The sequence below is a fragment of the Noviherbaspirillum sedimenti genome, assembly GCF_003590835.1.
In the GTDB taxonomy this organism is placed as follows: domain Bacteria; phylum Pseudomonadota; class Gammaproteobacteria; order Burkholderiales; family Burkholderiaceae_D; genus Paucimonas; species Paucimonas sedimenti.
Genome location: NZ_QYUQ01000002.1, coordinates 1,976,202 through 1,988,672 on the forward strand (window position 1 = coordinate 1,976,202; position 12,471 = coordinate 1,988,672).

General features: G+C 60.3%; 9 protein-coding genes. 4 read left to right on the forward strand and 5 right to left on the reverse strand.

Annotated features, from left to right (window positions below; all coding sequences use genetic code 11):
* Nucleotides 1-38: 38 nt before the first annotated feature.
* Nucleotides 39-5,348, reverse strand: coding sequence for an AAA family ATPase (locus D3878_RS09245; RefSeq protein ID WP_119785208.1), 5,310 nt, complete (start codon nucleotides 5,346-5,348; stop codon nucleotides 39-41).
* A 143-nt stretch (nucleotides 5,349-5,491) separates the two neighbouring features.
* On the opposite strand from D3878_RS09245, the gene D3878_RS09250 reads away from it, so the two are divergent.
* Nucleotides 5,492-6,574, forward strand: coding sequence for a catalase family protein (locus D3878_RS09250; RefSeq protein WP_119785209.1), 1,083 nt, complete (start codon nucleotides 5,492-5,494; stop codon nucleotides 6,572-6,574).
* Here D3878_RS09250 and D3878_RS09255 read toward each other — a convergent pair.
* The 3 genes from D3878_RS09255 to D3878_RS09265 are packed head-to-tail and all read right to left on the reverse strand — an operon-like array spanning nucleotide 6,508 to nucleotide 9,387.
* On the reverse strand, nucleotides 6,508-8,013 hold the full coding sequence (locus D3878_RS09255; protein ID WP_119785210.1) for a Dyp-type peroxidase: 1,506 nt from the start codon (nucleotides 8,011-8,013) through the stop codon (nucleotides 6,508-6,510). The genes D3878_RS09250 and D3878_RS09255 overlap by 67 nt on opposite strands.
* Before the next feature lie 8 nt (nucleotides 8,014-8,021).
* Nucleotides 8,022-8,708 (reverse strand): hypothetical protein, encoded by a 687-nt coding sequence (locus D3878_RS09260; protein WP_119785211.1) that lies wholly within the window; start codon nucleotides 8,706-8,708, stop codon nucleotides 8,022-8,024.
* Nucleotides 8,701-9,387 (reverse strand): hypothetical protein, encoded by a 687-nt coding sequence (locus D3878_RS09265; protein WP_199688122.1) that lies wholly within the window; start codon nucleotides 9,385-9,387, stop codon nucleotides 8,701-8,703. Before D3878_RS09265 ends, D3878_RS09260 begins: the two co-directional genes overlap by 8 nt.
* A 279-nt stretch (nucleotides 9,388-9,666) precedes the next feature.
* On the opposite strand from D3878_RS09265, the gene D3878_RS09270 reads away from it, so the two are divergent.
* Nucleotides 9,667-10,026: an Hpt domain-containing protein gene (locus tag D3878_RS09270; RefSeq protein ID WP_158592222.1), complete on the forward strand. Its 360-nt coding sequence runs from the start codon at nucleotides 9,667-9,669 to the stop codon at nucleotides 10,024-10,026.
* An 11-nt stretch (nucleotides 10,027-10,037) separates the two neighbouring features.
* Nucleotides 10,038-10,439 carry a response regulator transcription factor gene (locus tag D3878_RS09275; protein WP_158592223.1) on the forward strand — a complete coding sequence of 134 codons (402 nt, stop codon included), beginning with the start codon at nucleotides 10,038-10,040 and terminating at the stop codon, nucleotides 10,437-10,439.
* A 13-nt stretch (nucleotides 10,440-10,452) separates the two neighbouring features.
* Here D3878_RS09275 and amaB read toward each other — a convergent pair whose 3' ends face one another.
* On the reverse strand, nucleotides 10,453-11,958 hold the full coding sequence (gene amaB / locus D3878_RS09280) for an L-piperidine-6-carboxylate dehydrogenase (RefSeq protein ID WP_119785214.1): 1,506 nt from the start codon (nucleotides 11,956-11,958) through the stop codon (nucleotides 10,453-10,455).
* A gap of 157 nt (nucleotides 11,959-12,115) precedes the next feature.
* Here amaB and D3878_RS09285 point away from each other — a divergent pair, with 157 nt between their 5' ends.
* The gene (locus tag D3878_RS09285) at nucleotides 12,116-12,454 is read left to right on the forward strand and encodes a hypothetical protein (protein ID WP_119785215.1); all 339 of its coding nucleotides are present in this window, start codon (nucleotides 12,116-12,118) and stop codon (nucleotides 12,452-12,454) included.
* The last annotated feature ends 17 nt before the right edge of the window (nucleotides 12,455-12,471 follow it).

Sequence of the window (12,471 nt, forward strand, 5' to 3'; positions counted from 1 at the left end):
AAAGGGGAAATCCGGCTTACTTCGGCGTTATCGCCTTTTCAATCCTCGGCCGCCTCGGACAATTCCATCAATACGGCACGCAATCTGTCGATCCGGATAGGCTTGCTGAGGAAATAATTCATTCCCGCATCCAGGCAAGTCTGGATATCGGAAGCCGCACCTGCAGCGGTCAATGCCACGATCGGCACGCTGGCGCACGGTGCTTCCATGGCCCGAATCAGGCGCGTGGCCTCCAGACCATCCATTTCCGGCATGTGCATGTCCATCAGGACCACGTCGTAGACCTGGGTGCGAACCGCCGCTACCGCAGCCAGGCCATCGGCCACCACATGCACTCGATGTCCGGCCTTTTGCAGTAACGAGAACGCCACTTTCTGATTGATTTCATTATCTTCCGCCACCAGGATCGTCATGCCGCCAGTCGGTGTTGACAGCACCTCCCTGGCGACCGTCCTTTCATGCGGCGCCACGGAGGATGGCAGCGTCAGCTCGAACCAGAAATCGCTGCCGACCCCTTCGGTGCTGTCCACGCCGATTTGCCCGCCCTGCATGTCAACGATCTTTTTGCAGATTGACAGGCCGAGGCCGGTGCCGCCAAATCGCCGGGTAATCGAATTATCCGCTTGCGAGAAAGACTGGAACAAGCGGCCCTGCGCTGCGGGCGCAATGCCGATGCCAGTGTCGCTCACCGTAAACCGCAACCGCTCGGGGTGCTCCGGCAACTGCCGGATCCGCAAGGTGATGCTGCCCTGCTCGGTGAATTTCAACGCATTGCCGATCAGATTCAGAAGTACCTGGCGCAGCCTGGCCACATCGCCTTGTACGAAACGCGGCAGGCTGTCCGGAAAATCCAGCCGCAAGGCGATGACTTTTTCGCGGCTGCGCGCCGACATCAGGTTGATGACGCTTTCGACGGTTTTAATCAGATCAAAGCTGATGGATTCGAATTCCAGGCTGCCTGCTTCCAGCCTGGAAAAGTCAAGAATTTCATTCAGAATGGTCAGCAGGGCTTCCGCGGAATATTGCGCTGTTTCCAGGTATTCCTTCTGGCTGGGGTTGGTCGCCTCCATGTTCGCCAGTTGCATCATCCCCAACATGCCGTTCATCGGCGTGCGGATTTCATGGCTCATGACTGCCAGGAATTCCGACTTGGCACGGTTGGCCGATTCCGCTGCTTCCTTGGCAATCGACAAATCGCGGGTGCGCTCGGCGATTTTTCGTTCCAGGTCGTGATAAAGACTGGCATTCTCCAGCGAGATGGCGATTTGCGTCGACAGGATTTGCAGCAGTCCGGCGCGCTCGGGGGTGAACGCATCCACCGCCAGGTTGTTTTCAAGATAAAGGATGCCGACCAGCGCGCCTTGCTTTTGCAAAGGTATGCATAACAACGACCTCGGCCGGGTTTGCGCGATGTAGGGGTCGTCATTAAAACGGGCGTCAGTACCAGCGTTACCGAGGACCAGCTTGTCGCCGGTACGCTTGACATAGTTGACAACACTCAGGCTGAGCCGCGCCTGCTCATCCAGCGGCGTGGCCTGCCGGACTTCGATGAGGTCCCCTTCGATACTGGCCTGTAGCTGCAAAGTCCCGTCCTTCAGCAGCAGCAGCACGCCCTTTTCCGCCCCGGCATTCTCGATCAGGATCCGCATCAGCTTTTCCAGCAGCTTGTCGAGGTGGATTTCGCCAGACAGGGTGTTGGATGCCTTGATCACGGTTTCGATGTCCAGGTACTGCTGTGCCGGCGCCAGGGTCAAGGCGGCTTGCGCAGGTCCGGGCGCAGCCACGGCAGCAAGCAGCTCCGGGTAAGCGCGTTCGAACTGGGCCAGCTTGGCAAGCGCGCCCCATTCCTGGTATCGGGCATGCGCCTCAGCCATGTATATACGCGCATACATCAGCTTGCCCATGGCCAGGTAAAATCTGGCGGCCAGTTCATTGGCAAGCGCCTCCTCGTTCAGATAACCGTGTTCGTGCGCGCCCTTGATGGCGGCATCGTACCATTCCGCCGCCTCCCGGGTTTTGCCCTGCACCCGCTTGAGCTCGGCCTGCACCAGCTGCCATTTGTGCAGATAATTCATGGGGGCGTGACTCGCCCACAATTTCAGCTTTTTCTGCAACTGCCGAATCTGCCGGTACACGGCGTAACGCTGCCTGAAGCCCATTTCGGCATGACAGGCCAGCAGGCACAGCGCATGACAAAAATGCCACAACGGGATCGACGGCATGCAGGCTGCAGAGGCGAGGTAGGGCTCGGCGTCCCGGCTATGCTCCAGCGCCCGCGGGAACTGTCCGAATGCATATGCGCGCATCGCCTCGAACAGGTGCTGGTGGAACAGCGTCAGCCTGGTCGTGCTGGGCGCTTGACTGCCATCCTCCATCTGGTCGGCGCCATCGCCACGCATGGCCGAAACGTAGCGAAGAAAAATGGCGAGGGCGTCCGAGGAGGTTTTCTGCCTGAACTGAACTGCCCGCTCCAGGCCGCCTTGCAATTTTTCCGCGAGGCCGCCCAAAGGACGCCCAACCAGCAATTCAGCGCGCAGCGCCGACACCAGGCTGTAGCACGCATATTCGAATTCGCCGATATCCAGCCCGGCCTGATAATTTTCGTACAGCGGCTCAGGCGCCTCCAGCAAGTGTCGCGACCAATGAAAAATCGCCCCGTACGCAAGGAAGCCGACACGCACGCCATGACTATCCTTTTGCCAGGTCGGCTGGTTTTTCAGATTCGATTCAAGCATCAGGCGGCCAAGCCGGGTCGCGAGCGGTATGGCGCCACCCTGGATCGCCACCATCGCATATCCGCCGAGCGCCCATGGCAAACCAGGCGAGAAGCGCTCCCGTTGCAGGGCACGCTCGATCTGCTCGAACGTCAGGATCGGAAACAGCGCAGGATTGACAACATAGGATGCCGACACCGCCCGGCTCAGGATTTTCTGTTTCAGCAGCTCGATCGCCTCGCTTTCTTCAGGAAAATCCAGCAGGCGTTGATTGTCGAAGCGTCCCAGCTGCCACTTCACCGTCCACAACCGCCAGACCAAGGCCGGCCTGATCAGCCTGGCGGGTACTTTGACCCCCAACATGCGCAGCGCCTGCAGCGCCAGCGCCTGGCCATCCGCGTGGCGATCCTGGTACAGGCAGGAATGGATCAGGACGTCGTACACCCGGGCCATTTGCACATCGTCGGACGCATACGCCAGCATCGACTCGCCGATACGCTCGACTTCGTGGAAACGATGGCTCATGAATCCGCTTTCGAGCTGTTCCAGTTGCAGGGAAAAATGCAGCGGCGAGCGAGTTTCACCGATGCCGCGCAACGATGCCAGACCGTTCGACGCCAGCTTCCATGCGGTCTCATGCGCCACCGCCGCCTTGGCCTTGCGGGCAGCCAGCAAATTCAGCCTGGCGAGTTCAATTTTTTCCCGGTCGCCCGGGATCAGTTCACTGCCGGCATTCAAATGATAAACAATATCGAACAAATGCTCGCTGCGCTGCTCTTCAGGAATGGAGGCGGTCAGCAAACGGCCAATCTGCAGATGCATGGCCTTGCCAGCCTGAACCGGTATTTCCGCATACGCGGCCTGCTGCACCCGGTCGTGCTGAAATCGATAGACATGCGATGAAATCTCCGGACTGGCAAAAGCCTTGTCGGGCGCCATCACCAGCCCGGCCTGCAAGGCAGGCTGCAGCAACAACTGGGTTTCATCGGCGTTTTTCCCCGCCAGGATCGCCAATGTCCGGTAATCGAAGCGGTTGCCAATGCAGGCAGCCAGTTGCAGCAATTGCCGCGTTTGCTGCGGCAGGCGGGCCAGCTCGCGGGTCAACAGGTCGACCACGTTATCGGTAATTTGCAAGGATTCGATTTCGGCCAGCATCCAGTGCCACTGGCCGCCATGAAAGCGCAGCAGCTTCTCGCGGCCCAGATTTTTGATGAACTCGCCCACAAAGAATGGATTGCCCATCGTCTTGCGATACACCAGTTGCGCCAGCGGCGCCACGGCAGCGGGTGCCGCCTTGACCGCATCCGCAATCAATGCACACACCGTGGCGTCGTCAAATGGCTTGAGTTCAATCGTGGTGACCGCAACCTTGTTGCGAATGGTCTCGAGCGTTGTCAGCAAGGGACTGGCGATATCCACTTCATTGTCGCGGCAGGCACCGATGACCAGCAGCGACGTGCGATCGAGACCGTTCATGAACAGCTCGATGAGCTCGAGTGAAGCCTCGTCGGCCCACTGCAAGTCATCCAGGAAAATGACGAGCGGATGCTCCCGCCTGGCGAACACGCCGATGAAATTCTGGACCACGTAGCGGAAGCGGTTCAACGCCTCATTGGCGCCGAGACGGACAACTTTCGGCTGCCTGCCGATGACGTACTCGAGATCGGGGATGGCATCGATCATCAACTGGCCGTTTGTACCCAGTGCGCCCAGGATCCGCGCCTTCCACTCCTGGATCCGGCTTTCATTTTCCGTCAGTATCTGGCGGATCAATCCGCCGAAAGCGTGGGCAATCGCGTAATACGGGATATTGCGCTTGAACTGGTCGAACTTGCCGGTAATGAAATAGCCGTGCAGCGTCACGACCGGCTTGTGCAATTCATGGATCAAGGAAGATTTGCCAATGCCGGCATAGCCGGTAACCAGCAAAAATTCCGCTGAAACGGTCATGCTCCGATCCAAAGCCTGGCGCAATTGCGCCAGTTCGGTGTCCCGCCCGTACAGTTTTTGCGGCAACTGCAGCCGGTCGCACACATCGGCCTTGCCAAGTTCGAAGTCCGGCAACACGCCGCCACTTTCCAGCACCGCACGACAGGCTTGCAGATCCGCTCGCGCACCCTCCAGGCTTTGATAGCGGTCTTCCGCATTTTTCGCCAGCAGCTTCATGACGACATTGCTCACCACCGCCGGCACTGCGGGGTTGATGTGGGCCGGCGGCCTTGCCTGGCGAGCGATATGGCCATGGATAATTTCCATCGCCGCAGCGCCCGAAAAGGGCAGCGCGCCTGTCAACAGCCGGTAAAACACCACTCCCAACGAATAAAAATCGCTACGGTAATCGACGCCGCGATTCATTCGGCCGGTCTGTTCTGGCGAGATATAAGCCAGCGGCGGCATCACCTCATTGCGCAACTCGACGCTGCCGTCTTCGTGAATATGAATATTTCCGGGGCAAAGCGCCTGGTGCATGGGCGTCTGCGCATACCAGCGCTCCAGGCTGTCGACGATCGCCTGGCAAACCGCCAGCGTGCCTGCGAGGTCGAACGTATCGCTGACCTGCAGCCCGCTCCGCGCACCAGCCGCGTCCGTCGCCTGACAAAAGAACCGTGTCTCTATTGCGCCGAATTTCAGCAAAACACCCCCAAAAATTCTTGTTATTTATTTCACGCTTTTGCTATCTTATGGGCGAAAGCCTGACGAGACAATACTCGCGACGGCAAACCGGGGATGAAATGACCCGAAAATCCAGACTACAGACTACAAGACCACAGATAACAATGAAAAACGAACAGCTGGCGACAGAATCCATCCCCGCAGGCGAAGCAGAGCGCATCCGTGACCTGGCAGCGCGTTTGCAGGCGAAAATCATCCGGGAAAACCCGACCGGCATCATGCGGCGCGACGCCCACCCCAAGATGCATGGCGTGGTCAGGGCCGAATTCACTGTCGAAGCGGATCTGCCGGCCGCATTGCAGGTCGGCGTATTCGCGCAGGCGCGGACTTACCAGGCCTGGATCCGCTTTTCCAACCAAAGCCCGAGCCGGGGCCCGGATAGCGACCGCGACATTCGCGGCATGGCCATCAAGCTGATGGGCGTGCCTGGCGAAAAACTGCTGGAAGATCAGAAAAACGAACTGACCCAGGATTTCATCCTGATCAGCACCGATGCCTTCGTCACCCGGGACGTGGCGCAATTCGACGACCTGATCAAGGCCATGACCGGCAGCCTGTGGTCAAAAATATGGTTTTTCGGTTTGCACTGGCGCGTGATCCGCAATCTTTTCAGGTCACTGCGCAAGTTCGCCAATCCGCTGCAGATCCGCTATTTCAGCACCACCCCTTACCTGTTTGGCGCCACCGCGGCCAAGTATTCGACGATGCCGCGGATCCAGCGCGCGGACGCGCTGCCAGACACACCCGCCGACGATTATCTGCGCACGGCCATGGTCGAGCAGTTGCGGCGGGAAGACGCGTTGTTCGACTTTGCAGTGCAATTGCAGACCGATGCCGATACGATGCCGATCGAAGACCCGGGCCGCGCCTGGGATGAGGTGGTCTCCCCCTACCGCAAGCTGGCCACCATCCGCATCCCGCGCCAGGAATTCGATACTGAAGCGCAGCGCACATTCGGCGAAAATCTTTCCTTCACGCCCTGGCACAGCCTGCCGGCGCACCGGCCGCTGGGCGGCATCAACCGCGCGCGCCGGGTCGTCTATGACCTGATCTCGGCATTCCGGCACGAACGCAACCAGGTGCCGCGCCAGGAGCCGACCGGCTGGGACATCGATCCGCTTCAGGTCGGATCGACCGATCCCTCCGAGATCATGCGCAGTGCCGTCATGCTGGGCACAAAAAAGTAATCGCCGCCGCGCGTTTCGACCAGGCGCGGAATATTCCGCAAAAAGTACGGCGCCTGGTCGCTGTCCTGCGCTACCGGCAGCACCGCCCGGCTCGGATATTCCGCGTCGTGGTTGCCGAGGATGATTTCCTTGTCGTTGCCGGCCCGGAAATCGTTGCCGTAATTGATCCACTGCTGCTGCACGAATTCGAACTGGCGCTTGATGTCGGCCTGCATCATCAGGATGATGATGCCGTGATTGCCATCGTCGCGCCGTTGATCCCTGACCTCGCCATAGGGCAAGCCGCGGCGCAGGATGCGGCGGCGGTTGGCCAGTGCCCCGGGCGTATCGAAAGCGCCGGGCGTGGTCTGCAGCGACGCGCGCGGATTGATGCGGCGCACGTGCGCACTGAACGGGCATTTGGCGCCGTCGGCATCATGGTCGAAGGTGAAGGCGCTCAGCATCCGGTCTTTTTCCGCCGGTGCTGCCTGCGCAAAGCGGCGATCCCAATCCTGCTTGCTGGCGGTATCGGGCGCATCGGCCAGGGGCGCGCCATTGTCGCGCCAGCGGCCGACAAACTTGGCGGCCAGCTGCTCCCGGCCGCCCGGATACCGACTCCCTTCGCGGTCGAGGAAGTCGTTGAAGCTGCCGACGTTTTCATGCAGCTTGCGGTACACCATATACGTGCCGTTGCGCGCCAGTGACAGCGGTGCCGGCGCAGGCGGATACTCCCTCGCTTCGTCGATATGGCCGAGGATGAATTCGCCGGTCGCCAGCGGTTCCCAACCCTTGTCGGTCTGCTTGCCGCGCCCTTCGACGCGACGCGCCGGGCCGGGCAAGCCTTCGAAAACCGGGTCGCCGATGCCGTCGGTATAGCCGAAATGTTCCTTGCTGGTCAGTTTGCCATTTTCCGGCAATGCCTGGGCGGGCTGATACGGCAGGTCGGCGACGCCATTGTCGCCGCAATGACCGTGCAATAACGACACGCCGCCTTCGCTTTGGGCAATCAGGCCGAGCAGCCATTGGTAGCGTTGCTCGAGATATTCCGGCTGCTGGCCATTGATCGAGATGAAGACATGCACCTGCTCGCCCTGCCAGACCGGGTCCCAGTGCTCGGGGTCGCTGGGGCCATTGTCACCCAGGATAGCCTTGCGCGCTTTCATGCCCATCACGAACTCCGGCGGGAACCCCCGCAGGGAAGCTTCCGGCAATTCGAGCGCCTGCAGTCCGGCGAAGGTAAAGGCAATATTGGTCGTGGCTGACGGCTTGGGCATCTGGCCCGGGCCATCGCCCCAGGTCACCGCCGTAGTCACCTGTCTCGCCACCGCGGCAACGAACGCCCGCCCGCGTTCGCCGTGATGAATGCGCAACAGCAGGTAGCGCGCGCACGGAAAGCTGAAACGGCCATACGCCTTGATCACGTTGCCCTGAATATCGAGCAAATCCAGCACTTTTGTCATCGCATCTCCTATCGCAAACGATACTGGCCCGGATGCCAGCTCGGCCCCGCCAGGTTGGCCGGCTCGGCCCGCGCAATGAATTCGCGATAGGCCTGCTGCAACTGTTCGGCTGGCAAACCCTGGTGCTCGACAACGAACTTGCCGAATTCCTGCTTCAGGTAGAGCGCCTTCAACTGCTCTTCCAGCGGGTCGTCATTGGAACCGTCAAAAAACAGCGACGCCTTCAGCCGGCATTTTTTCATGTAAGCGACAAAATCGTCGGCATTGCGTACCTGGTCGAAGGCATAGCAAAACTCCCAGGCATGACGAATCTCGTTGCCGGCGGCCAGCCACATGCTGCGCAGGTAATTGTCCAGATCGCCATGGAAGTTGCAGGAAAACACCAGGTACTTCGATTTCAGATGGTCTTCGCGAGGCAAGGCGCGCCGGCGCGCCCGATCGGAAAAAATCGACAGGAAATCGAACAGCGGGCCAAATACGTCGCCGCCGGCCAGGGACTGGGTAAACACATCATCCAGCACGAAATAGCGGCACAGGTAAGTCTGCGGCACTTTGGCCATCGGACTGTTTTCCAGGAAATTCCAGGCATCCAGGCGGCTACGCACGACATCGGCGTAGGCGACTTCATCCAGGCGACCCGGCCTGATCGGCGACAGGATGGTCAGGGCATAGACGTTTCCGCTTTTGTCAGGCATGTTTGCGCTCCTCCCGCAGGGCTGCCAGGCGTTCGTGCTCCTTGCGAATGTCGCGCCGGCGGCGTTTTTCCACCTGGTTGGCGGCCATGCTGACGATCGGTGTCGGCCGCATGTCGCCCAGGTCGTTTTGCACATGGCGCAGCATGGCCTGATAGCCCTGCATGAACTGCTCCGGCGCCTGCTGCGATTGCGTTTCGAAATCCAGCAAGGCTTGGCGGACTTTTTTTGCCGCCTTGATGTCGTTGGACGAGGCCAGCGGATAAGCGCTGTAGTAATGCGTGGTCTCGATCTGGTTGTAACGGATGTATTCGTGAAAGGGGGTCAGCGGCACCGAATTCGGGTAGCGGATATTCCACTTCCAGAACAGATCCAGCCCGCTGGGAATCGAAAAGGTGAAGGAATCGACATATTGATCCCAGCTGCCGTTGAAATTACTGAAGAACAGCATGTAGCTGTAACGCAGGTCTTCTTTCGGCTGCTGCGGATGGAGATGCGGGAACTGCCTGCGGCCGATGACGACCCAGCGTGCATAGTGGATCAGCGACAGCGTGATCAGCCCCTTCAGGGTGGAAGAACGATTCTGCGCAATCCAGAAAAATAATTTATTGATCCATGCCATGTACCAGCGGATCGGCGTGATCACGCTCATGGCATAGGCTTTGCCTGCGATGTTGGACATACCTTACTCCCCTGGAATGACTTTTTATTCTTGTGTGCGGCCAGATGGCGTGCAAGCAGCGGACGCTTGCCGTGCCGGCGGACCAAGGCGCTAGATTACTGCGAAAGTTTGGTTATTGGCAATAAAATTTCCGACAATTCAGCATCACGCCTCCTCCCCTGTCGCAAGCGTGCCAATGCCGCACCGGCCTGCATCGTGCAAGCAAAGAATGTTTTTGCCATTCATACGGGGGATCGCTTAAGATGTGCAGAATAGCAACTTAACCAAATGCCAAGCCAAATGGATACAAGGATGCGGGAAGCGGATGAGCGGGAAGCAGATGAGCTGGAGGCCATGCGCGACATGTTTGGGGAAGACTTCGCCATGCTCGCCGAACTCTACCTGGGCGACAGTCCGAAACGCCTGGCTGCCTTGCAGTCAGCGGCGGCGGCAAGCGACGCCGCACAAGCGGCAAAGATAGTGCATTCACTGGGCGGCAGTTGCGCATCGATTGGCGCGTCCAGTCTGGCGGCCATGTGCCAGGCAATGGAACTGGACTGCCGCAACGGCAACCCGGGCAATCTGGGCGAGCAATTGCAGGCCATCGCGGCTGAGTACGCAAGAATAGAAGCCCGGCTGCGCGCCATGCTGCTGGCATAGGAGGCACGAGCTTGGCGCCCTTCAAAAAACGTGAAAACATCAATGTGGTGGTGGCCGACGACGATGCCACCACACGCGCTGCGCTGCGCCTGCTGTTGCAAGACCATTTCTATACCGTGGTCGGAGAAGCAGCCGATGGCGAACGGGCGGTCGAACTCTGCATGGCCCTGAAGCCGCATGTCGTTTTCCTCGATATCGACATGCCAAAACTGAACGGCAATCAGGCCGCGCAACGGCTGCGCGAGCTGCATCCGGAAATCGGCATCGTAGTCGTCAGCGCATTGTCGACCCTGGACAATGTGCAGCAGGCCCGGCAGTCAGGCGCCAGCGCATTCGTGGTCAAGCCCTTCAACGCCGCCAAACTGATTGGGGCAATCGACAGCTGCCTCAAAGGGAATCATCCCCGTCAATAGCCGGCGCGGCGGTTCACACATCGAAGCGGATGCCCTGTGCCAGCGGCAGGGTGCCGCTGTAATTGATGGTGTTGGTGGCGCGCCGCATGTAAGCCTTCCAGGCATCCGAACCGGATTCGCGACCGCCGCCGGTTTCCTTTTCGCCGCCGAATGCACCGCCGATCTCGGCGCCGCTGGGGCCGACATTGACGTTGGCGATGCCGCAATCGCTGCCGCCGGCGGACATAAAAATTTCCGCTTCCAGCAAGTCGCGGGTGAATATGCTGGAGGACAATCCCTGCGGCACGGCGTTGTGCCATGCCAGCGCCTGTTCCAGGCTGCGGTAGCGCATCAGGTACAGGATCGGGGCGAAGGTCTCGCGCCGCATCACCGGCGTCTGGTCCGGCATTTCCACCAGTGCCGGCCGCACATAATATGCATAGGGACCGGCGTCCGGCGCGATGCGCTCGCCGCCAAGAAGCTGTCCGCCTTCCGCCCTGGCCGCCGCCAGCGCCGCCTGCATCGCCTCGAAGGCGGCGCGGTCGATCAGGGGGCCGACCAGGGTGTGCGGATCCATCGGATGGCCCACCGGCAGCGCCAGATACAGCTTTTTCAGGCGCGCCAGCAGCGCGTCGTACACGTGTTCATGGATGAACAGGCGCCGCAGGCTGGTGCAGCGTTGCCCTGCCGTTCCCACAGCGGAAAACACGATCGCCCGCAATGCCATGTCGAGGTCGGCGCTCGGCGCCACGATCATGGCGTTATTGCCGCCCAGTTCGAGGATGCTGCGCGCCAGGCGCCGCGCGCAGGCTTGCGCGACTTCGCGCCCCATGCGCGTGCTGCCGGTGGCGCTGACCAGCGCCACGCGTGCATCCTCCGCCACCGCCGCACCGCATGCGGCATTGCCCAGCACCAGCTGCGACAGGCCAGCCGGCGCATCGCTGCCGAAGCGCGCGCATGCCCTGGCAAACAATTCCTGCACCGCGATGGCGCACAACGGCGTCTTTTCCGACGGTTTCCACACCACGCTATCGCCGCACACGAAAGCCAGCGCGGCATTCCACGACCACACCGCCACCGGAAAATTGAAAGCCGAAATCACGCCGACCACACCCAGCGGGTGCCAGGCCTCCATCAACCGATGGCCTGGTCGTTCAGACGCGATCGTCAAGCCATACAACTGGCGCGACAAGCCGACCGCGAAATCGCAAATGTCGATCATCTCCTGCACTTCGCCCAGGCCTTCCTGCAGGATCTTTCCGGTTTCCAGCGTGACCAGCTCGCCCAGCGCCGCCTTATGGGCGCGCAGCTCTTCGCCGAACAGGCGCACCAGCTCGCCGCGCCGCGGCGCCGGTACCATGCGCCAGCGTGCCTGTGCCACCTGCGCCTGGCCGATCCTGGCCGCGACCAGTTCCGGGGTATCGCTACGCAGGCGCGTCAGGAGCGCGCCGTCGATCGGACTGCAGCTGGGTAAATCCGCGCCTTCGTAGCGCTTCAATTCAATCCCCAGCCGTGCCAGCAAGGGCGCAATCGTCTCCATCTGCATTCTCCTTGACGGACCCGGGCGCAACGGCCCATACGTCCACTATAGGAGCAAAAACCGTCAAGTAAAAGGCCGGGAAGACTCGTCATGCGGTATGCTTGCGCTGCAAGACATCCGGATCAGAGAAGGACAAGAAAGTAGTCAAGGACGCAAAATGCACGACATCACCGAATCGAAAAAAAACCACCTTTGGCGCAAGCTTGTCTGGCAAACCGATCCAGATCAATCCCCTCTGGGACCGTTCCACCATGCCGAAGTCTATTGTTGCGAAGAGTCCAACGGCTATGCGGTCTGGTATGTGCGGCGCCTGGCAAAGGATGACCGGCGCGGCATGGCCGGGGTGGAAAGCGCGGATTACCTGCTCGATTTTTTCCCGAAAACCCGACGCGACGATGCCATCGAACGCGCCGTCCTGGTCGCCAACAACGCTGTCGACGTCGACCAGCTCATTGCGGCACTGGATGCGCTTGCTGCTGCCGGCAAAAAAGTCTGACCGCCCAGGACAGTCCG